Annotated in this window: 18 protein-coding genes; 6 read left to right on the forward strand and 12 right to left on the reverse strand. The window is 67.5% G+C overall.

Going from position 1 to position 20,370, the window contains the following annotated elements:
- Positions 1-36 precede the first annotated feature (36 nt).
- Genes ntrC through dusB form a run of 3 tightly spaced genes read right to left on the reverse strand, consistent with a single transcriptional unit; the run spans position 37 to position 3,556 of the window.
- On the reverse strand, positions 37-1,482 hold the full coding sequence (ntrC, locus tag J2W22_RS15395) for a nitrogen regulation protein NR(I) (protein ID WP_307119115.1): 1,446 nt from the start codon (positions 1,480-1,482) through the stop codon (positions 37-39).
- Positions 1,479-2,582, reverse strand: a complete 1,104-nt coding sequence (locus J2W22_RS15400) for a two-component system sensor histidine kinase NtrB (protein WP_307119116.1) — start codon at positions 2,580-2,582, stop codon at positions 1,479-1,481. The genes ntrC and J2W22_RS15400 overlap by 4 nt, the downstream gene beginning before the upstream one ends.
- Positions 2,558-3,556 carry a tRNA dihydrouridine synthase DusB gene (gene dusB, locus J2W22_RS15405; protein WP_307119117.1) on the reverse strand — a complete coding sequence of 333 codons (999 nt, stop codon included), beginning with the start codon at positions 3,554-3,556 and terminating at the stop codon, positions 2,558-2,560. The genes J2W22_RS15400 and dusB overlap by 25 nt, the downstream gene beginning before the upstream one ends.
- Before the next feature lie 564 nt (positions 3,557-4,120).
- Between dusB and J2W22_RS15410 the strand changes: the two genes are divergently transcribed.
- Together J2W22_RS15410 and J2W22_RS15415 are read left to right on the forward strand one after the other, a co-directional pair.
- Entirely contained in the window at positions 4,121-5,260 is a 1,140-nt protein-coding gene (locus J2W22_RS15410; RefSeq protein ID WP_307119118.1) for a bifunctional 2-C-methyl-D-erythritol 4-phosphate cytidylyltransferase/2-C-methyl-D-erythritol 2,4-cyclodiphosphate synthase, read from the forward strand.
- A gap of 383 nt (positions 5,261-5,643) precedes the next feature.
- Positions 5,644-6,189, forward strand: coding sequence for a CinA family protein (locus J2W22_RS15415; RefSeq protein WP_373422981.1), 546 nt, complete (start codon positions 5,644-5,646; stop codon positions 6,187-6,189).
- Here the strand turns inward: J2W22_RS15415 and J2W22_RS15420 are convergent.
- The gene (locus J2W22_RS15420; protein WP_307119120.1) at positions 6,105-6,611 is read right to left on the reverse strand and encodes a type II toxin-antitoxin system RatA family toxin; all 507 of its coding nucleotides are present in this window, start codon (positions 6,609-6,611) and stop codon (positions 6,105-6,107) included. The genes J2W22_RS15415 and J2W22_RS15420 overlap by 85 nt on opposite strands.
- Before the next feature lie 163 nt (positions 6,612-6,774).
- Positions 6,775-7,722: a lipoyl synthase gene (gene lipA / locus J2W22_RS15425; protein ID WP_373422982.1), complete on the reverse strand. Its 948-nt coding sequence runs from the start codon at positions 7,720-7,722 to the stop codon at positions 6,775-6,777.
- A gap of 169 nt (positions 7,723-7,891) precedes the next feature.
- On the opposite strand from lipA, the gene J2W22_RS15430 reads away from it, so the two are divergent.
- Complete coding sequence (locus tag J2W22_RS15430) at positions 7,892-8,521, forward strand: carbonic anhydrase (RefSeq protein WP_307119121.1); 630 nt, start codon at positions 7,892-7,894, stop codon at positions 8,519-8,521.
- Positions 8,522-8,683: 162 nt separating this feature from the next.
- Here the strand turns inward: J2W22_RS15430 and J2W22_RS15435 are convergent, their stop codons facing one another.
- The 5 genes from J2W22_RS15435 to aspS form a co-directional block, all read right to left on the reverse strand.
- Positions 8,684-9,457 (reverse strand): polyphosphate kinase 2 family protein, encoded by a 774-nt coding sequence (locus J2W22_RS15435; RefSeq protein WP_307119122.1) that lies wholly within the window; start codon positions 9,455-9,457, stop codon positions 8,684-8,686.
- A gap of 59 nt (positions 9,458-9,516) precedes the next feature.
- Entirely contained in the window at positions 9,517-10,533 is a 1,017-nt protein-coding gene (locus J2W22_RS15440; protein WP_307119123.1) for a 2-hydroxyacid dehydrogenase, read from the reverse strand.
- Between the two features lie 169 nt (positions 10,534-10,702).
- Complete coding sequence (locus J2W22_RS15445; protein ID WP_307119124.1) at positions 10,703-12,094, reverse strand: L-serine ammonia-lyase; 1,392 nt, start codon at positions 12,092-12,094, stop codon at positions 10,703-10,705.
- A 159-nt stretch (positions 12,095-12,253) separates the two neighbouring features.
- Complete coding sequence (locus tag J2W22_RS15450; RefSeq protein ID WP_307119125.1) at positions 12,254-12,613, reverse strand: hypothetical protein; 360 nt, start codon at positions 12,611-12,613, stop codon at positions 12,254-12,256.
- A 56-nt stretch (positions 12,614-12,669) separates the two neighbouring features.
- Complete coding sequence (aspS, locus tag J2W22_RS15455; protein ID WP_307119126.1) at positions 12,670-14,508, reverse strand: aspartate--tRNA ligase; 1,839 nt, start codon at positions 14,506-14,508, stop codon at positions 12,670-12,672.
- 216 nt (positions 14,509-14,724) lie between these two features.
- Here aspS and rnd point away from each other — a divergent pair, with 216 nt between their 5' ends.
- The 3 genes from rnd (at position 14,725) to J2W22_RS15470 (ending at position 16,561) form a co-directional block, all read left to right on the forward strand.
- Positions 14,725-15,903: a ribonuclease D gene (rnd, locus tag J2W22_RS15460; protein WP_307119127.1), complete on the forward strand. Its 1,179-nt coding sequence runs from the start codon at positions 14,725-14,727 to the stop codon at positions 15,901-15,903.
- A complete protein-coding gene (locus J2W22_RS15465; RefSeq protein WP_307119128.1) occupies positions 15,900-16,187 on the forward strand; it encodes an I78 family peptidase inhibitor in 288 nt (95 codons plus the stop codon). The genes rnd and J2W22_RS15465 overlap by 4 nt, the downstream gene beginning before the upstream one ends.
- Positions 16,188-16,273: 86 nt before the next feature.
- Positions 16,274-16,561, forward strand: a complete 288-nt coding sequence (locus J2W22_RS15470) for an I78 family peptidase inhibitor (protein WP_307119129.1) — start codon at positions 16,274-16,276, stop codon at positions 16,559-16,561.
- Positions 16,562-16,698: 137 nt separating this feature from the next.
- On the opposite strand, the gene J2W22_RS15475 is transcribed toward J2W22_RS15470, so the two are convergent.
- Positions 16,699-18,198, reverse strand: coding sequence for a Ppx/GppA family phosphatase (locus tag J2W22_RS15475; protein WP_307119130.1), 1,500 nt, complete (start codon positions 18,196-18,198; stop codon positions 16,699-16,701).
- A complete protein-coding gene (locus J2W22_RS15480) occupies positions 18,195-20,345 on the reverse strand; it encodes an RNA degradosome polyphosphate kinase (RefSeq protein ID WP_373422983.1) in 2,151 nt (716 codons plus the stop codon). Before J2W22_RS15480 ends, J2W22_RS15475 begins: the two co-directional genes overlap by 4 nt.
- Between the last annotated feature and the right edge of the window lie 25 nt (positions 20,346-20,370).

A 20,370-nucleotide genomic window follows, 5' to 3' on the forward strand; every position in this document is an offset into this window, starting at 1 on the left:
TGGCAAAAAGAACACATAATCGTGCTCGGCCTGTCGCTATTCGGTACCATCCGGGCGGCCAAGGCCGACATCGATTCCGAGCGTGTCGAGCCGCTTGCGCAGCGTGTTCCGGTTTATTCCCAAGGCCCGGGCGGCACGCAGCTGGTTGCCGCCGTGGCGCGCCAGCATCGCCTCGATCAGGGGGCGCTCCACTTCGCCGATGATCCGGTCATAGAGCGTGCCGTCGTCGAGGGTGCGGGGCTCCTCGATCGCGATGCGCTCGAGCCGGGCGCGGACCGCGGCCTCGATCCCGGCGTCGCGAGTCGCGGGCGCCGGCATCGCACTCGCCTCGCCCAGTGCGCGACGGATCGCGTCGGCGTCGATCACTTCGTCGCGACTGAGCGCAGCGATGCGGCGCATCAGGTTTTCGAGCTGGCGGACGTTGCCGGGCCAGTCATAGCCCTCCAGTACCGCCACGGCATTGGCGGCGAGGCTCTTGCGCGGCAGGCCGTCCTCGGCGGCGCGGTCGAGGAAATGGCGGGCGAGCAAGGGCACGTCGTCGCGGCGCTCCCGGAGCGAGGGCAGCGCGATGGGGACGACGTTGAGGCGGTAGAACAGGTCTTCGCGGAACTGCCCGGCCTGAACCAGGGCGGCGAGATCCTTGTTGGTCGCGGCGACGATGCGGACATCGGCCTTGATCGCGCGGGCGCCGCCGACGGTGGTGAACTCGCCCTGCTGGAGCACGCGGAGCAGCCGGGTCTGGGCGTCCATCGGCATGTCGCCGATCTCGTCGAGGAACAAAGTGCCCCCCGCCGCCTGCTCGAACTTGCCGGCAACGCGCGCCTGGGCACCGGTGAAGGCGCCGCGCTCATGGCCGAACAGCTCGGCCTCGATCAGCTCGCGCGGGATCGCGGCCATGTTGAGCGCGACGAAGGGCGCGCGGCGGCGGGGCCCAAGATCGTGGATCGCCTTGGCGACCAGCTCCTTGCCGGTGCCCGACTCGCCCGAGATCAGCACGGTGAGGTCGTTCGAGACGACGCGGGCGATGACCCGGTAGACCTCCTGCATCGCCGGCGAGCGGCCGATCAGCGAGGAGCCGCCGTTCAGCTCGTCCTCGGGGAACTCGGCGGGGGCGTGGCGGCCGCGGGCAATGGCGCTGCGCACCGCCTGGCCCAGCACGTCGAGGTCGAAGGGCTTGGGGAGGTAATCGAAGGCGCCGACCTCGGTGGCGCGCACGGCCGTCGCCAGCGTGTTCTGGGCCGAGAAAACGATCACCGGAAGTGCGGGATGCTCGGCGGTGAGCCGGGCGACTTCGTCGAGGCCGTTGCCGTCGGGCAGCACCACGTCGGTGACCAGCACGTCGGGGAGCGCGGCGCCGATCGCGCGGCGCAACTCGGCGAGGCTGGCTGCCGTCGTGACGGCATGGCCTTCTCGGCGCAGGGCGGCCGCGACCACGGTGCGGATCGCGCTGTCGTCGTCGACGACGAGGACCGAGCCGGTCATGCCTTGGCTCGCGGCAGGAGGATGCGGAAGACAGTCATTTCGGGCGCGCGCTCACGGGCATATTGGACGATGCCGCCCATGTCGCGGACCAGCTTCTCGACAAGGGGGAGGCCGAGCCCCTTCCCCTCCGGCTTACCCGAGACGAAGGGCTCGAAGAGATGCTCGGCAATGTCCTCGGGCGCGCCGGGGCCATTGTCCATCACGCAGATCTCGATCGGCAGCGGCACGCGCGGGCGGCCGGCGCCGGTGCTGACCGACATGCCGTGGCGATAGGCGGTCGACAGCACGATGCGCGGCTGGGCGAGCCCAGTCAGCGCCTCGGCGGCGTTCTTGAGCAGGTTCATCATCACCTGCTGGAAGGCGTCGGGATCGATCAGCACCGGGGGCAGCGAGGGATCGAAGCTCTCCTCGATCACCATGCCGCGGGCGAAGCCGGCCAGGGCGACCTTCCGGGCATGGTCGAGCAAGGGATAGATGTTGATCGGCTGGAGCTTCAGCGGGCGCGTGTCGGTGAAGTCCTGCATCCGGTCGATCAGCGCGGCGATGCGGTCGACCTCGGTGGTGATCAGGCCGGTGAGCTCTCGATCCTCGCCCGAGGCGGCGAGCAGCTGGGCGGCGCCGCGGATGCCCGACAGCGGGTTCTTGATCTCATGGGCCAGCATCGCCGCCGCGCCCACCGCGGCCCTGGCGCCGGCGGTGCGGTCGGCACCCTGGGCGACGCGGCGGGACTGCGGGGCGTGGTGGAGGGTGACGATCCGCCAGCCGGCATGATCGGCGACCTGAGTCTCGACATAGTCGACCCGGATGCGCGGGCCGCGGATCGCCTCGATCTCGATGTCGAAGGCAGCGAAGCCATGCCCGTCGCGGCGCTCGACATAGCCGTCGGGCGGGCTCAGCACCGCGTCATAGGGCTGGCCGACCATCGTGGTCTCGGCATGGTTGAGCAGCGCCTCGCAGGCGGCATTGGCATGCGCGATGCGGCCGTCGGGATCGATGACGAGAACCGCGACCGGCAGCGCGGCGAACATCTCGGCGAATTTGGGGCCGGTGGCGGGCGGCGCGGGCCGCAGCCGCCTCAGGCCGCCGCGCGGGAACGCCACGGCGCGTAGAATTCGTCGAGCATCGCCAGCACGGTCTTCGCGTCCGGCACCTGGTTGACCTTGTTGCGGAACTCGGCCGAGCCGGGCAGGCCCTTGGTGTACCAGCCGAGATGCTTGCGCATCATGTTGACGCCGGTCATCTCACCATAATGTTCGAGGCTGTCGACGTAATGCTCTAGAATAACGCGATATTGTTCGTCGACGCTGGGTTCGGCGCGCTCGCCCTTGCCGGTCAGCGCGTCCATCACCTCGCGCAGGACCCACGGCTTGCCATAGGCGCCGCGGCCGATCATCAGCCCGTCGGCGCCCGACTGGCGGAGCGCCTCGCGGGCATCCTCGACCGAGCAGATGTCGCCATTGACGATCACCGGGATCTTCACCGCATCCTTGACCCTGGCGACGAAGGACCAGTCGGCCGAGCCGCGGTACATCTGGTTGCGGGTGCGGCCATGGACGGTGACGAGCTGGCAGCCGAGATCCTCGGCGATGCGCGCAAGCTCGGGGGCGTTGAGGCTGTCGAGGTCCCAGCCCATGCGCATCTTGAGCGTGACCGGGACCTTCACCGCCTTGACGCAGGCATCGACGATCGCGGCGGCATGCTTGAGGTCACGCATCAGCGCCGAGCCGGCATCGCCATTGGTCACCTTGCGGACCGGGCAGCCCATGTTGATGTCGATGATCGCGGCGCCGCGATCCTCGTTGAGCTTGGCGGCCTCGGCCATCTCGGGCGGCGAGCACCCGACGAGCTGCATCGAAACCGGCTCCTCGATCGGATCCCAGGCGGCCTTCTGGATCGACTGGCGCGTGTCGCGGATGGCGGCGGCGCTGGCGATCATCTCGGTGACGTTGAGGCCCGAACCGTAGCGGCGGACCGCACGGCGGAACGGCAGATCGGTCACGCCAGTCATCGGCGCGAGGATCACCGGCGCTTCGACCGTCACGGGGCCGATCTGGATGGGGGCGAGTTCGCTCATGATGTTGCCTGAAAAATAGGCAGTGGCGCGTACAGGTACAAGCGGCGATTGGCAAGAAGCGGAACATACGGACGCGGAAGTTGGCGGTGTTTGCGCGGGGCGGCGTCTGTGCCGGGCTGTTCCGGTTGGCGCGGTTGGCGGAAATGCGCGGGTTGATGCGGAGTCGTGGCCGTTCTTGCGGACGCCTGGTTCTTGGAAGTTGGCAGCGTTTTGTTGCGCTTTTCGGTAACACGTTGAGATTACGTGCAAAGACATGCGCGAGCTTTGGTGGCTGGACGGTTCAAAGAGCGGCCGGCTTGGTGCCGGCTGAGCTTCGAGGCTGTCAGAGGATTTCCTATTTTGGAAGGGCGGGTCCTCCCCTCCGCACTCGTCATCCTTCTCAGCCGTCACCCCGGCGAAAGCCGGGATCTCGTGCGGCTCCTTTCCCGCGCCTTCGCCTGAGATCCCGACTTTCGTCGGGATGACGGCTTGGGGCGCGAGATGGCGGCCCCGGTTGATGGTGATGACGCCTGGGTGGCCGGATCACGGTGGAACCCCGGACCTACATGCTCTAGTCCCCCGCCAATGAAGACCGCCGCCATCATCGTCGCCGCCGGGAGCGGCATCCGGGCCGGGGGCAGCGTGCCCAAGCAGTTCGCGCCGCTCGCCGGCAGGCCGATGCTGGCGCACAGCTACGCCGCCATGACGTCACATCCCGCCATCGACACGGTGCTGGTGGTGATCGGCGAGGGCCAGGAGGCGATGCTGCGCGGCGCGCTGGGCGATGTGGACTTCGTTGTCGGCGGGGCGAGCCGGCGCGAGAGCGTGGCGAACGGGCTGGCGGCGCTGGAAGGCGTGGACCGGGTGCTGATCCATGATGCCGCCCGCCCCTTCCTGCCGCATGCGGTGATCGACAGGCTGCTCGAGGTCTTGGATGCCTATGAGGGCGCTGTCCCCGCCCTGCCGGTGAGCGATACGCTCGTCCGCTTCGACGGGATGATGGGGGACAATGTAGCTCGCGACGGCTTGTACCGCGTGCAGACACCGCAAGCATTCGTGTTCGGTGCGATCGTCGCGGCGCACCGGGCCTGGCCTGCGGGCCGGGAGGCCACGGATGATGCCCAGATGGTCCGTGACACCGGCCATGAAGTAACGATAGTCCCCGGAGACGCGATGCTGGAGAAGATCACCCACCCTGCCGATTTCGCCGCCGCCGAGGCGCGGTTCGGGGCGCAGATGCGGGTACGGACCGCGACGGGCTATGACGTGCACCGCTTCGCCGAGGGCGAGGCGCTTTGGCTGGGCGGGGTGAACGTCCCCTATTCGCGCGGGCTTTCGGGACATAGCGATGCCGATGTGGTGCTGCATGCGATCACCGACGCGCTGCTCGGCACGATCGGCGCGGGCGATATCGGCATGCACTTCCCGCCGAGCGACCCGAAATGGCGCGGTGCGGCTTCGGCGCAGTTCCTGCAGCATGCGGCGTTGCTGGTGACGGCGGAGGGCGGCGTGATCGACTTTGTCGACGTGACGATCATCTGCGAGGCACCCAAGGTGGGGCCGCATCGTGAGGCGATCCGGGCGAGTATTGCGGGGATATTGGGGCTGAAGGTGTCCGAGGTAAGCGTGAAGGCTACGACCACCGAGCGGCTTGGGTTCACCGGGCGTGGCGAGGGTATGGCGGCGCAGGCTGTGGCTACGGTGCGGGTGCCTGCCGGCAGCTAGTTTGTTCACGCGAAGGCGCGAAGGCGCGGAGAAAGGTAAGAGGGTTCGCGCAGAGGCGCAGAGAACGCAGAGGTGTCTCGCATCGCGTTAGCGATGCCCTCTGATACCCAGCTTCCGCATTCCCTGCCGCTGAAGCGGCGGGGGGCCAAGTGCCACAGGCACGCGCGCTCTGCGCTCTCTGCGCCTCTGCGCGAACCAATCTTCTTCTCGGCGCCTTCGCGTCTCCGCGTGAGAAATCAAAGGATGCCTGGGTTGGACCGGGTTGGGACACACTGCCCCTCTCCCCGGCCCTCTCCCCTGGAGGGGAGAGGGAGACAGGTCTCACCACCCCGTGAAGGAACTGACTCGCGTCGGCAACATTCCGGTGGCACATGCCCGCCCCTATGGATACGATTCTCCCGCCGGAGCTGGTCGCCGCCGCGCGCAAGGTGCTTGATGCCAATCGCGCAGCCGGCCGTCGCATCGCTGTTGCCGAGAGCTGCACCGGGGGCCTGGTCTCCGCCGCGCTCACCGAGATTCCCGGCTCGTCCGACGTGTTCGACGCCGGCTTCGTCACCTATTCGAACGAAGCCAAGCACGACGTGCTCAAGGTGGGCAGCGACGTGCTGGAGACCTTCGGCTCGGTCTCGATCGCGGTCGCGTGGAGCATGGCGCAGGGCGCCCTCACCCGCACGCACGCCGATGTCGCGGTGGCGATCACCGGGATCGCCGGCCCCGATGGCGGCAGCGAGAAGAAGCCGGTCGGCACGGTGGTGTTCGCCCAGGCGGTGCGCGGCGCCGATCCCGACCATATCGTGGCGGATGCCCGCCATTTCGAGAACAATGGCCGCGCCGGCGTGCGGCTTCAGGCGGCGTTGTGCGCGCTCGAGCTGCTGATGCCGGGTGCTTCTGCCCCCGAGGACACCGAAGCCGACGTCGAATCGCCGTAGAGGCGCGCGGCGCGTTCCTCGAACGCGTTGATCATCTTCCTGAGCGCCCGGTCGAACATCTGGCCGGCGAGCATCTCGAACACGCGGTTCTTGAAGGCGAAGTCGACCGAGAAGTCGACCAGGCAGCCGCCCTGCCCGTCGGGGCGGAACTTCCAGTCGTTGCTGAGGTGCTTGAGCGGCCCCTCGACATATTCGATGTGCAGGCTGCCCGGCCGCGCCTTCTCGACGCGCGAGGTGAAGGTCTCGCGCAGGCCCTTGAAGCCGACGATCATGTCCGCGACCATCTGGGTGTCGCTGTTCGAGCGGACGCGGATCGCGCTGACCCAAGGCAGGAACTCCGGATAGCGCGCGACGTCGGCGACGAGGTCGAACATCTGTTCGGGCGTGTAGGGTAGCGGACGGGTTTCGCTGTGCTTGGGCATCTTGGCTCTTAATTCCTCCCCGGCACGGGGAGGGGGACCGCGCTGCGAAGCAGCGTGGTGGAGGGGGCCCCGCCCTCCACCGGCGATATCATCTGGGGAGAGCGGGCCCCCTCCACCATCGCTGGCGCGATGGTCCCCCTCCCCGTTCCGGGGAGGAATTTGATCACTTCGTGCCCTTCGCCAGCTTCGCCTCGCGCGCGGCCTTCATTTCGGCGAAGTCCTCGCCGGCATGGTAGCTCGAGCGGGTCAGCGGCGAGGAGGCGACCTGGAGGAAGCCCTTGGCGCGGCCGATCGCGCCATAGGCCTGGAAGGCGGCAGGCGTGACGAACTCCTCGACCTTGGCGTGGCGCGGGGTCGGCTGGAGATACTGGCCCATCGTCAGGAAATCGATGTCGGCCGAGCGCATGTCGTCCATCACCTGGTGCACTTCGAGGCGCTGCTCGCCCAGGCCGAGCATGATGCCCGACTTGGTGAAGATCGTCGGATCGAGGCGCTTGACCGTCTCCAGCAGGCGCAGCGAGGCGTAATAGCGCGCGCCCGGGCGGATGTTCGGATAGAGCCTCGGCACCGTCTCGAGATTGTGGTTGTAGACGTCCGGACGGGCGGCGACGATCGCCTCGACCGCGGCTTCGTGCTTGTTGCGGAAGTCCGGGGTGAGGATCTCGATCGTGGTGGTCGGGTTGGCCTTGCGGATTTCCTCGATCACCTTGACGAACTGGCTGGCGCCGCCGTCGGGCAGGTCGTCCCGGTCGACCGAGGTGATGACGATGTGCTCGAGGCCCATCTGCGCAGCGGCCTCGGCCACGTGCTGGGGCTCAAGCGGATCGACCTTGCGCGGCATACCGGTCTTGACGTTGCAGAAGCGGCAGGCGCGGGTGCAGACGTCGCCCAGGATCATCACCGTGGCGTGTTTCTTCGTCCAGCACTCACCGATGTTCGGGCAGGCCGCTTCCTCGCAAACGGTGACGAGGTTCTTCGAGCGCATCAGCGCCCGGGTCTTGGCGAAGCCTTCCGAGGTCGGGGCCTTGACGCGGATCCAGTCGGGCTTGCGCTGGCGTTCCGGGCGCGGTGCTGCGGAGAGATCGTTCATGAGGGCCAGATAGCGAGGCATGGGCGTTTCAACAACCACCGTCATCCCGGCGAAAGCCGGGATCTCGTGCGGCTCTTGCCCCGCGTCATGCGCCTTCGCCCGAGATCCCGGCTTTCGCCGGGATGACGGACGTGGCAACAGTTCGATACAAACCTTGGCAGTCTGGATGACGGGCGTTAGGGCACGCGTCATGACCGACTTCACCGACCTGCTCGACGGCTATCAGCGCTTCCGGACCAGTGAGTATCGCCGCCACCGCGACCGCTGGTCGGGGCTGAGCGAGGGGCAGAGTCCGCGGGTGATGGTGATCGCCTGCTCGGACAGCCGAGTCGATCCGGCGCAGATCTTCGATACCGTGCCGGGCGAGATCTTCGTGGTGCGCAACGTCGCCAACTTGGTGCCGCCGTTCGAGGACGATGCGAGCCGCCACGGCGTGTCCGCCGCGCTGGAGTTCGCGGTGAACCAGCTGGAGGTGCCCGAGATCGTGGTGCTGGGGCATGGCGCCTGCGGCGGCGTCGGCGCGGCGCTGTCGCAGCGCTTCAAGGGCGCCCCGAACGGCGAAGGCGGGTTCATCGCGCACTGGGTCGACATGCTCGACCCGGCGCGCGAGCGGATCGTGGCGCAGCACGGCACCGGCCCCGAGGCGGTGCGTGCTCTGGAGCTGGAGACGGTGCGCGTCTCGCTGACCAACCTCACCAGCTTCCCCTTCGTCAGCAAGCGGCTGGCCGAGGGCAGCCTCAAGCTCCACGGCGCCTATTTCGCGATCGCCGACGGGGTGCTGCACCTGATGGGCGAGGACGGGGAATTCGCGCCGGCTTGAGCCGCTTTCCTCTCCCGCTTTCGCGGGAGAGGCGCGAGACTTGGCAGCTTGCTGCCTAGTCGCAGCGGTGAGGGCCTTCTTCTTCCGCCCGGATCAACCGGCAGAAGAAGAAGGCCCTCACCCAACCCTCTCCCGCGAAAGCGGGAGAGGGCTAGAATGCGGCTACAGCCCCAGCGCCTTCCGCGCGACCTTCTCCACCTCGGGATCGAGCGCGGGCGGCTCCATTGGCACCTGCTTCTCCAGCGCGTCGGCGATGGCGGTGAGCGCGGCGATGCGCGCGGCCTTCTTGTCGTTGCCGTCGATCACGATCCAGGGGGCGTTTTCGGTGCTGGTCTTCGCGAACATCTCGTGCATCGCGTCGAGATATTCGGGGCGCTTCGCCCGGTTGCGGTAGTCGTCGAGCCCGGTCTTCCAGCGCTTCCAGGGATGCTCGAGCCGGTCCCTGAGCCGCTTGTCCTGGGTCTTCTGGGTGACGTGGACGAAGACCTTGACCAGCGTGGTGCCGTTGGTGACGTGCTGCGCCTCGAAATCGTTGATCTCGTCATAGCCGCGCCGCCAGTCGGCCTCCCTGGCGAAGCCCTCGACCCGCTCGACCAGCACGCGGCCATACCAGCTGCGGTCGAACACCGCGATATTGTGCTGGGCGGGCAGGCGCTGCCAGAAGCGCCAGAGGAAGTGATGCGCGAGCTCCTCGGGCGAGGGAGCGGCGATCGGCCAGACCTCGAAATAGCGCGGGTCCCATTCGGCGGTGAGGCGCTGGATGATGCCACCCTTCCCCGCCGCGTCCCAGCCCTCGAACAGCACGATCGCGCGGCGGCGATGGACGATATGGGCGTACTGGATGTGGCTGAGGCGCTTCTGCAGCTTGGCCAGCGCCTTGTCGTAATTGCCGTCGAACGTCTTGCCCTTCTCGTAATCCGCCAGATCGATCGTCATGCCCGGTCCTTTCGTGCCTGGCAGAACGATAGAGCCGGTGCGGGGCTCCGCCAACCTGCCTAGCGCGACGCGGCGATCCGGCCGGCATCGACGCGGTTGGCGAGCAGCTTGCCCATCTCGGCATCGGCGATGCTGCGCAGCGTCGTCGCCGCGATCGCGCCGAGCGCCTCCTCGGTGAGGAAGGCCTGGTGGCCGGTGATCAGCACGTTCGGGAAGGTGAGCAGGCGCTGGAACAGGTCGTCCGAGACGATCTCGTTCGACAGGTCCTCGAAGAACAGGTCGGCTTCCTGCTCATAGACGTCGAGCGCGACGGCGCCGACCTTGCGGGACTTGAGACCCTCGATCAGCGCGGCAGTGTCGATCAGCGCGCCGCGGCTGGTGTTGACGATGGTCAGGCCCGGGCGGGCGGCCTCGATCGCCGCGGCGTCGATCAGATGGCGGGTTTCGGGCGTGAGCGGGCAATGGAGGGTGACGATCTCCGCCGCGCGGAGCAGTTCGCCGCGCTCGACATAGCGGACGCCGAGCGCCTCCAGCGCGGGATCGGGATAGAGGTCGCTCGCCAGCACCTCGCAGCCGAAGCCGGCGCGCAGGCTGCGGGCGACGAGCGCGCCGATCTTGCCGGTGCCGATCACCCCGACGGTGCGGCCATGGAGGTTGCGGCCGATCAGTCCGTCCAGCGCGAAATTGTTCTCGCGGACCCGGGCCCAGGCGCGCGGGATCCTGCGGTCGACGGCGAGCAGCAGGCCGATAGTGAACTCGGCGACGGCGTGGGGCGAATAGGCCGGCACGCGGACGACGTCGATTCCGAGCCGGGCGGCGGCGGCGAGGTCGACATTGTTGAAGCCGGCGCAGCGCAGGGCGACGATCCGGGTGCCGCCGGCGGCGAGTGTCTCCAGCACCTCGGCGTTCACCGTGTCGTTGACGAAGACGCATACCGCGGGATGGCCTGCCGCCAGCGCGGCAGTTGCGGGCTCAAGGCGGGGTTCGAGGAAATGGAGGTCGTGGCCGAAGGCTGCATTGGCTTCGGTGAGGAAGCGGCGGTCATAGGGCTTGGTGTTGAAGACGGCGATGCGCATGGGGGTAGATTCCCCTGCGCGGGGGCTGGTGGCAAGGGCCTCCTTTCCGTCATCTGCTCTTCACGTCATCCCGGCGAAAGCCGGGATCTCGTGCGGCTCTTGTCCTGCCGTCCGCGCCTTCGCCTGAGATCTCGGCTTTCGCCGGGATGACGGTTGTGGTGTCGTGACCTCAGCAGGCCACCACGTTCACTGCCAGCCCGCCCTGCGCGGTTTCCTTGTATTTCGAGCGCATGTCCTCGCCCGTTTGCCGCATCGTCTCGATCACCGCGTCGAGGCTTACGATGTGGCTGCCGTCGCCGTGCATAGCGAGATAGGCGGCGTTGATCGCCTTGATCGCGCCCATGGTGTTGCGCTCGATGCAGGGGATCTGGACGAGGCCGCCGATCGGATCGCAGGTGAGGCCGAGATTATGCTCCATGCCGATCTCGGCGGCATTCTCGATCTGGGCGTTGGTCGCGCCGAGTGCCGCCGCCAGCCCCGCCGCCGCCATCGAGCAGGCGACCCCGACTTCGCCCTGGCAGCCCATCTCTGCGGCCGAGATCGAGGCGCGCTTCTTGTAGAGGAAGCCGATCGCGGCGGTGGTGAGCAGGAAGGTGCGCGAGCCGGCGGGCGTCGGATTGGCGCAGAAGGTCTCGTAATAGCGCAGCACCGCCGGGATCACCCCCGCGGCGCCATTGGTCGGCGCGGTGACGACGCGGCCGCCGGCGGCGTTCTCCTCGTTCACCGCGAGCGCCCAGAGGCTGACCCAGTCGAAGACCAGCGAGGGATCGCTGCGCGGGCCGCGGGCGAGCAGGCGCTGGTGGAGGTCGCGGGCGCGGCGCTTGACCTTGAGGCCGCCGGGCAGTTCCCCCTCCCCGCGCATGCCGCGGTCGATACAGGCTGACATGGCGGCGCGTAGGCTGTCGAGAAAGGCGTCGGTCTCGGCATCGTCGCGCCAGGCAGCTTCGTTGGCGCGGACGATGTCGGCGATGCTGGCGTCCTGCGCCGCCGCTACCGCGAGCAGCTCGGCGCCGGAGGTGAAGGCGAAAGGCAGCTTGACGTTGGTCTGGGGCGGCTCGCAGCCGCCCTCGACAATCGCGCCGCCGCCGATCGAATAATAGAAGGTCTCCCAGGGTTCGCCGTCGGGATAATGGGCGACGAAGCGCATGCCGTTCGGGTGGGCGGGCAGGAAACGGTCGTCGCGGAAGATCAGGTGGCGGCCCTCGACGAACGGCACGGTGACATGGCCGCCGAGCGCGAGCTGCTGCTCGGCGCGGATCGTCTCGACGATGGTGTTCACCGCATCGGGATCGACGCTCTCGGGCCGATAGCCGGCCAGGCCGAGGATCGTGGCGATATCGGTGGCGTGACCGCGCCCGGTCAGCGCCAGCGAGCCGAACAGCTCGCAGGAGACGGCGGTCGGCGTGCCGCGATCGAGCGCCGCTTCGGCGAAGGACGCCCCGGCGCGCATCGGGCCGACGGTGTGCGAGCTCGACGGGCCGATGCCGATGGTGAACAGGTCGGCGAGCCCAATGGTCGCCTCCGCCTGGGCGCGGGCCCGTGCGGTCTTCGCGTCAGACATTTCTACTCCTGCGTCCCGGCTCTGGCGGCCGGATTGCTTATGTTGGTTGTAGTTTTATGTCTGTACGTTGAAGTTTTATAACTTCAACCAGTCGCGTTGCCCGGGAGGGCCAAATTCCCTTCCACCGGCTTCGCAGCCCGATCCGGCCCCGCATCGAATTCAGCAGTTTGCGAATATCGCCTTGTATTCGACCAGCTCATTGATGGCGTCGTCGATGTCGAGGGAATTCTGGGGGCGATCCTGCTTGAATTCACTCAGCAAGCGGATGCTCTCGTCAATCCTGTACGCCGTCCGGCGCATCTGGTGAAACGTGCCGAAGAGATTCTTGAGATATATCTTCTCTTCGTACCTGGCTTCCGAGAACTCCTTAATCATGACATCCCCGGCAAATTCCAAGCCATCACCGCCGTAAATGGCGGACAGCACCAGATCGATTCTATCGGAGGGCGACAGGTCGTCACGTTGCAGCGCTTCGAGGATATCCTCTGGCGCACGCTCCATGGGCTGTTTGTATTTCACCGGCTCACCTCCCGGGCCAGCCTTAGCTGACCGAGGGAGGTGGACCAAGCGTTGCGTCAGCCCGCTGCGGGATCGACGATGCCGTCGGTGCCCTTCTTGGCGAGGTCCGCCGCGACCTGGGGGGCGAGGCGGATGTTGAGTTCCTTGAGCTGCTTCTCGCTGACATAGGACGGAGCCTGCATCATCAGGTCCTCGGCCTTCTGCGTCATCGGGAAGACGATGACTTCGCGGATGTTCGGCTCGTCAGCGAGCAGCATGACGATGCGGTCGACGCCCGGCGCCGAGCCGCCGTGCGGCGGGGCGCCGAACTTGAAGGCGTTGATCATGCCCGCGAAGTTGGTGTCGACATCGGCCTGGGTGTAGCCGGCGATCTCGAACGCCTTGTACATGATCTCCGGACGGTGGTTCCGGATCGCGCCCGACGACAGCTCGATGCCGTTGCAGACGATGTCGTACTGATAGGCCAGGATGTCGAGCGGGTCCTTGGTCTCCAGCGCTTCCAGCTCGCCCTGCGGCATCGAGAAGGGGTTGTGGCTGAAGTCGACCTTCTTGGCGTCCTCGTCATATTCGAACATCGGGAAGTCGACGATCCAGCAGAATTCGAAGCGCTTCTTGTCGATCAGTTCGAGCTGCTCGGCGGCGCGGGTGCGGGCCAGGCCGGCGAGCTTGGCGGCCTGGGCTTCCTTGCCGGCGGCGAAGAAGATGCCGTCGTTCGGGCCGAGGCCCATCGCGTCGGCAATCGCCTTCATGCCTTCCTGGCCATGGTTGTTGGCGATCGGGCCGCCGAACACGCCGTCCTTCTGGGTGGCATAGCCGAGGCCCGGGAAGCCTTCCGACTGGGCCCAGCTGTTCATGTCGTCGAAGAACTTGCGGCTCTTCTCATGCGTGTTCGGTGCCGGGACCGCGCGGACGACATCGCCGCCCTCGACGATCGAGGCGAAGCGGCCGAAGCCCGAGCCCTTGAAGAAGTCCGACACGTCGGTGATCAGCAGCGGGTTGCGCAGGTCGGGCTTGTCGTTGCCGTACTTCAGCATCGATTCGCGGTATGGGATGCGCTTGAACGGGAGCGCGGAGACGCTGCGGCCCATGCCTTCCCAATCGGCGAATTCCTCGAACACGCCGTGCAGCACCGGCTCGATCGCGGCGAACACATCGTCCTGGGTGACGTAGCTCATCTCGAAGTCGAGCTGGTAGAACTCGCCCGGCGAACGATCGGCGCGCGCGTCCTCGTCGCGGAAGCAGGGGGCGATCTGGAAATATTTGTCGAAGCCGGCGACCATCAGCAGCTGCTTGAACATCTGCGGCGCCTGGGGGAGCGCGTAGAACTTGCCCGGGTGGACGCGCGACGGGACGAGATAGTCGCGGGCGCCTTCGGGCGAGGACGCGGTGAGGATCGGCGTCTGGAACTCGGTGAAGCCCTGGTCGATCATACGCCTGCGCAGCGAGGCGATGACGCTCGAGCGCAGCATGATGTTCTTGTGGACCTTCTCGCGGCGCAGATCGAGGAAGCGGTTCCGCAGGCGGATTTCCTCGGGATATTCGGCATCGCCGAACACCGGCAGCGGCAGTTCCTGCGCCTGGCTCTGGATCTTCGCGTCGGTGACGCGAATCTCGACTTCGCCGGTGGGGAGGTTCGGGTTCACCGCCTCGGCCGAGCGGGCGACGACCTTGCCGGTCATCGTCACGACCGATTCGCTGCGCAGCGACTCGATCACCTGGAAGGCCGGGCCATCGACTTCGGTGACGATCTGGGTGATGCCGTAATGGTCGCGCAGGTCGATGAAGACCAGGTCGCCATGGTCGCGCTTGCGGTGGACCCAGCCCGAGAGGCGGACTTCCTGGCCGACATGTTCGGCGCGGAGCTGGGCGCAGGTGTGCGTGCGATAGGCGTGCATGACTCTCTTCTCTGGCTTTGCCCTCCTCTCCCCTCCCGCTTGCGGGAGGGGTCGGGGGAGGGCTTGTACGGTCTGCGCGAACCTCGCGCGATGCCTTACAGCCCCTCCCCTAGCCCCTCCCGCAAGCGGAAGGGGGACTTGGGCGGAAATGACGTGACGTGCGCTTTCCCCTCCCACCCTCTTTTGTCAACCCGAAGACCGGTCTATGGGCCTTGGATGCATATCCATGGTCTGATTGAAGACAGCGCGACTCTCGCCAACCTCTGCGCCCGCCTCGCCAACAAGCCGTACGTCTGCGTGGACACCGAGTTCATGCGCGAAAACAGCTATTGGCCGGAACTCTGCCTGATCCAGATCGCCGACGACGAAGAGGCTGCGGCGATCGATCCGATGGCATCGGGACTCGACCTTACGCCCCTGCTCGACCTGATGACGAAGAACGAGGACGTGCTGAAGGTCTTCCATGCCGGCGGGCAGGACATCGAGATCGTCTACAACCTCACCGGCAAGACGCCGCACCCGCTGTTCGACACCCAGGTCGCCGCGATGGCGCTCGGGCTGGGCGAGCAGATCGGCTATTCGAACCTGGTCGACACCTATCTGGGCTTCACCATCGATAAGGGAGCCCGCTTCACCGACTGGAGCCGCCGCCCGCTCGACAAGCGTCAGATCGACTATGCGATCGCCGACGTGACCCACCTCTCCAAGATCTTCCCCAAGATGCTGGAGAAGTTGAAGAAAACCGGCCGTGGCGCCTGGCTGGACCAGGAGATGGAGCGGCTCGCCGATCCCGAGAACTACCATAACGACCCGGACGAGGCATGGCAGCGCGTGCGCGTGTCGAGCCGCAAGCCCGAGGTGCTCGGCCGCCTGAAGGCGCTTGCCCGCTGGCGCGAGCTCGAGGCGCAGGGCAAGGACCTGCCGCGCGGCCGCATCGTCAAGGACGAGACGCTGGCCGACCTCGCCGGCAACCCGCCGCGCAAGCAGAGCGACCTGGGCAAGGTGCGCGGGCTCTCCGCCGCCTGGGCCGGCAACGACATTGGCGGACGGCTGATGGCGGCGCTGGAAGGCGCAGAGCCGATGTCGACCGCCGAGATGCCGCCGCGCGACGACCGCAAGCCCTCGCTCGGCAAGGACGGGGCGCTGGTGGCTGACCTGCTCAAGCTGCTGCTCAAGATCCGCGCCAAGGAGATCAACGTGGCGCCGCGCCTGCTCGCGCGCTCGGACGATCTCGAGTCGCTGGCGGCAGGCGTGCGCGACGGGCTCGCGATCCTGGAGGGCTGGCGCTACGAGCAGTTCGGTCGCGACGCGCTCAACCTGGTCGAGGGTCAGCTGGGGTTCACCGTGAAGAATGGTAAGCTCAAGATGACCCGTACCGAGGAACCCGCCGAATGATCCGCGCTGTCCTGCCTGCCCTTGCCCTGACGCTGACCGGTGCCTGCGCGGCGAAGACGTCGCCCCAGGCGATCCCGGGCGTGGAGTGCAACGCCACCAAGCTGGGCGGGCTGGTCGGCAAGGCGCGCAGCCCCGAGGTCGAGGCCGAGGCGCGGAAGCTCTCGGGCGCCAACAGCGTCCGCTGGATCGAGGCCGGCATGATGGTGACGCAGGATTTCCGGGCGGACCGGCTCAACCTGCACCTGGGCACCGACGGCAGGATCGGCTCCGCGCGCTGCGGTTAAGCGGCGGATAGGCATAGGCCTCCCTCCCCTTCGTTACGCATCCGGGGTATAGACCACGCCGCCGGGGGGCGAGCGAGGAGAGAGTTATGCGCGCCATCGGAATGATCGCGACCGCCCTGCTGGTTGCCGGCTGCATGAATGACGGCAGGCCCCACCCGATGCCCGGACCGCGGCTGTGCAATGCCAATGCCGTGCAGCGCTTCATCGGCGCGCCGATGTCGCCGGGGCTCCAGTCGCGGCTGCGGGCGCGTAGCGGGGCGTCGAGCGTGCGGGTGGTGCGCCCAGGCGAGGCGATGACGATGGACTTCCGGCGCGACCGGCTGACGGTGGACCTCAACGACCGTGGGCGGATCAACGGGCTGCGGTGTGTTTAGGGGTTTGAGCGAGCGCCTCTAGCCGTCATCCCCGCGAAAACGGGGACCCATCTCCTACCCTATCGGCCAATACATCCGGTGCATGTGCGGCATGTCCGGGAGATGGGCCCCCGCTTTCGCGGGGGTGACGAAAGAGGTCAGACCTCCAGCACCGGCGCCCTGCCGAATGCCGCGGCGAGCGCCTTGTGGCGCTTCTCCACTGCTTCGCCGTAGAGCGGTTCGTCCTCGGGGTGGAGGCAGAGCGCGAGGGTCTCCTCGTCCATGTGGAGCTCTGAGCGGCGGATCGGCGCGGCGACGCCGCCCGACAGGCGCTGGCCGAGGCGAATGGCGAGGCCCCAGAGCTTGGCGCGCCACAGCGTGTCATCGTCGGCGAGCTGGGGCAGTGGCGCCGGCGTGTCGATCCCGCCACCGAGCGCAGTGTAGAGCGCCTGGCCGAGTGCGGCGCGGCCCATCGAGTCGATCGCCACCCAATTGCCGTGCAGCGCCGCGTCTAGGCCGCGTTCGGCGCGGAACTCCGGATTTGCGTGCCAGCCGACATCGACCAGCTGACAGGCAGCATGGCGCAGCCGACCCAGTTCGTGCGGCTCGCCGGCGAAGAGCGGCGCGATCCACTTGTCGAGCAGGTCGCCATGCTCGGGGAAGCGGCCGAGCCGCTCGCCCTCGTCGCGGGTGGCGGCGATCAGCGGGTCCTGCTGGCGCAGCTCGGGCGAGAGGCGCTGGTAGAGCAGCCCTTCGCGCAGGCCATAGGCGGAGACGATCGTGCCGCTGCTGCCGAGCTGCTTGAGGACATGGCCGAGCAGCAGCGCGGCGTCCTCCAGCGTGTTGGCACGGGCGCTGGACAGGTTGGGGATCGCCTTGAGATCGGCCTTGGGCATCGCCGCGATCGAGCTGGCCAGCTCGGCGATGCGCGGCACCGCCATCGGATATTGGTGGGCGATCGGCAGCGGATAATGCTTCAGGTGCATGTCGAGCCGGGCAAGGCTGCGCCACGACCCGCCGACCAGATAGAAGGGCAGACCCTTCCCCCGCCCCTTCCAGCCGGCCTCCCCGAGCAGCTTTGCCACCCGGCGATCGAGCGCGGTCTTGCCCTCCGCGCGGATCGCGCCGAGGCGCAGCACGCCGAGCGGGAAGGACACGCGGTCGGTCACCGTGCCGGCGACGACGCGGACCAGCTCCAGCGAGCCGCCGCCGAGATCGCCGACGATGCCGTCCGCCTCCGGAATGCCCGAGAGCACGCCCAGGCCCGAGGCCATCGCCTCTTCCTCGCCCGACAGCGTCTCGACCTCGAGGCCGAGCGCGCGGGCCGCCTCGATCAGCTCGCGGCCGTTGGAGGCGTCGCGGACCGCCGCCGTCGCGACGGTGCGCAGCTCGCCGACCTGCATCTCGCGGGCGAGCGTGGCGAAGCGCGCCAGCGCTCCCCTTGCGGCGGCGAGGCTGGCGGGATCGATCGCGCCGGTCTCGGCCAGGCCGCGGCCCAGGCCGGCCATCACCTTCTCGTTGAACAGGGTCGCCGGCAGGCGGGCCGAGCCCTGATAGACCACGAGGCGCACCGAGTTCGAGCCGATGTCGATGATCGCGGTGCGACCCTCAATCCCGGCAGGCTTCGCGCGCGCCTTGCGGAAGGGCAATGTGGTCATTCCTTCGCCTTGGCCTTTGCCGGACTGCGCCGCCGCTTGAGCTGGAGCTTGGGCACCGGCTTGCGCGATTCGAGCGCGGCGCCGCGGCCCGAGAGTGACGGGTTGGTCATGAAATAGCGGTGCAGGTTGAAGGCGCCGTCCTCGCCCGGCTCGGTGCGGATATAGTGGCCGTCGCTCTGGAGCAGCCAACTCTGCTCGTTGTCGAGCAGATTGGCCACCATCACCTGGTCGAGCACCTGATCGTGCACCGTCTTGTTGAGGATCGGCAGCATGAACTCGACGCGGCGATCGAAGTTGCGCTGCATCCAGTCGGCCGAGGAGATGTAGACCTTGGCGCCGTCGTTCGGCAGCGCCTTGCCGTTGCCGAAGGCCCAGATGCGGCTGTGCTCGAGGAAGCGGCCGACGATCGACTTGACCTTGATGTTCTCGCTCATGCCGGGGACGCCGGGGCGGAGGCAGCAGATGCCGCGGATGACCAATTCGATCTCCACACCGGCGTTGCTCGCTTCGTAGAGCTTTTCGACCACTGCGGGATCGACCAGCGAGTTCATCTTGGCCCAGAGCTGGCCGGGGCGGCCGGCGCGGGCATGGGCGATCTCGTCGTCGATCAGCCCCACCAGGCGGTTGCGCAGGTCGCGCGGAGAGATGCCGATCAACTCCAGCCCGTGCGGCTCCACATAGCCGGTGACATAGTTGAAGATCTGCGCGGCATCGCGGCCCACCCGCGGATCGGCGGTGAAGAAGCTGATGTCGGTGTAGATGCGCGCGGTGATCGGATGGTAGTTGCCGGTGCCGAAGTGGCAATAGGTGCGATAGCCATTGCCCTCGCGCCGCACGACCATCGAGACCTTGGCATGGGTCTTCCAGTCGATGAAGCCATAGACGACCTGGACGCCGGCCCGCTCGAGCGCGGTCGCCCAATAGAGGTTCTGCTCCTCGTCGAAGCGCGCCTTCAATTCGACCACCGCGGTGACCGACTTGCCGGCCTCTGCCGCGGCGATCAGCGCGTTGATCACGGCGGGCTGCTTGCCGGCGCGGTAGAGCGTCTGCTTGATCGCCACCACGTCGGGATCGGCCGCCGCCTGCTGCAGGAAGGAGATGACGACGTCGAACGTCTCGTACGGGTGGTGGACGACGATGTCCTTGGCCTTGATCGCCGCGAAACAGTCGCCGCCATATTCGCGGATCCGCTCGGGGAAGCGCGCCGAATAAGGCGTGAACTTGAGATCGGGCCGGTCCTCGTCGACCAGGAAGGCCAGGTCGCCGATGCCGAGGAAGCCGCCGGTCTCGGTGAGCAGCGCCTCGCTGCCGCCCAGCTCCTCCTTGAGCACCGCCTCCAGCTCGGGGGAGATGCTATCCTCCATCTCGAGACGGATGACCCGGCCGCGGCGGCGGCGCTTGATCGCCGAGCGGAAGGTCATGACCAGGTCCTCGGCCTCTTCCTCGATCTCGATGTCGCTGTCGCGCAGCACGCGGAACGCCGCCGCGCCGAGCGAGGTGTAGCCGGGGAAGAGCAGATGCGAGAAATGCTTGAGCACCGCCTCGACCGCGACATAGCGCGCGGGATTGCCCGGCAGGCGGACGAACCGCTTGATCGCGGTGGGCAGCAGGACGAGCTCGCGCACCGGCTCGCGGTCCGACTTGCGGACCAGGTCGAAGATCACGCTCGATCCCTGATTGGGGATGAACGGGAACGGGTGCGCGGGGTCGAGCGCCTGGGGGGTGAGGATCGGGAAGATCTGCTCGCGGAAATGGGTCTCCAGCCAGGCCTCGGTCTCGCCTTCGATCGCATTGGCGTCGAGGACATGGATGCCGGTCTCGGCGAGGTCGGCGCGGATATCGGTCCACACGCTCTGCTGATTGTCGGCCAGCACCTCCGCCTCGGCGGAGATGGCGGCGAGCTGCTGGCCCGGCGTGAGCCCGTCGGCCGAGCGTGCCTCGACCTTCTGGAGCTGCTGGCCCATCAGGCCGGCGACGCGGACCATGAAGAATTCGTCGAAGTTCGAGCCCGAGATCGACAGGAAGCGCAGCCGCTCGAGCAGTGGATGGGCGGGGTTGCACGCCTCTTCCATCACCCGCCGGTTGAAGGCGAGCCAGCTCAGCTCGCGATTGAAGTAACGTGCGGAATTATCCGGCGATTCGGTCATCGAGGTCCCTTCAACGGCGCGTGCT

The sequence above is a fragment of the Sphingomonas kyeonggiensis genome (assembly GCF_030812785.1).
In the GTDB taxonomy this organism is placed as follows: Bacteria; Pseudomonadota; Alphaproteobacteria; order Sphingomonadales; family Sphingomonadaceae; genus Sphingomonas; species Sphingomonas kyeonggiensis_B.

Coding starts and splice junctions, on each gene's coding strand:
- ntrC (WP_307119115.1), bottom strand. CDS start 1,482: ATGACCGGCTCGGTCCTCGTCGTCGACGACGACAGCGCGATCCGCACC.
- dusB (WP_307119117.1), bottom strand. CDS start 3,556: ATGAGCGAACTCGCCCCCATCCAGATCGGCCCCGTGACGGTCGAAGCG.
- J2W22_RS15410 (WP_307119118.1), top strand. CDS start 4,121: ATGAAGACCGCCGCCATCATCGTCGCCGCCGGGAGCGGCATCCGGGCC.
- J2W22_RS15415 (WP_373422981.1), top strand. CDS start 5,644: ATGGATACGATTCTCCCGCCGGAGCTGGTCGCCGCCGCGCGCAAGGTG.
- J2W22_RS15420 (WP_307119120.1), bottom strand. CDS start 6,611: ATGCCCAAGCACAGCGAAACCCGTCCGCTACCCTACACGCCCGAACAG.
- lipA (WP_373422982.1), bottom strand. CDS start 7,722: ATGCCTCGCTATCTGGCCCTCATGAACGATCTCTCCGCAGCACCGCGC.
- J2W22_RS15430 (WP_307119121.1), top strand. CDS start 7,892: ATGACCGACTTCACCGACCTGCTCGACGGCTATCAGCGCTTCCGGACC.
- J2W22_RS15435 (WP_307119122.1), bottom strand. CDS start 9,457: ATGACGATCGATCTGGCGGATTACGAGAAGGGCAAGACGTTCGACGGC.
- J2W22_RS15440 (WP_307119123.1), bottom strand. CDS start 10,533: ATGCGCATCGCCGTCTTCAACACCAAGCCCTATGACCGCCGCTTCCTC.
- J2W22_RS15445 (WP_307119124.1), bottom strand. CDS start 12,094: ATGTCTGACGCGAAGACCGCACGGGCCCGCGCCCAGGCGGAGGCGACC.
- aspS (WP_307119126.1), bottom strand. CDS start 14,508: ATGCACGCCTATCGCACGCACACCTGCGCCCAGCTCCGCGCCGAACAT.
- rnd (WP_307119127.1), top strand. CDS start 14,725: ATGCATATCCATGGTCTGATTGAAGACAGCGCGACTCTCGCCAACCTC.
- J2W22_RS15465 (WP_307119128.1), top strand. CDS start 15,900: ATGATCCGCGCTGTCCTGCCTGCCCTTGCCCTGACGCTGACCGGTGCC.
- J2W22_RS15470 (WP_307119129.1), top strand. CDS start 16,274: ATGCGCGCCATCGGAATGATCGCGACCGCCCTGCTGGTTGCCGGCTGC.
- J2W22_RS15475 (WP_307119130.1), bottom strand. CDS start 18,198: ATGACCACATTGCCCTTCCGCAAGGCGCGCGCGAAGCCTGCCGGGATT.
- J2W22_RS15480 (WP_373422983.1), bottom strand. CDS start 20,345: ATGACCGAATCGCCGGATAATTCCGCACGTTACTTCAATCGCGAGCTG.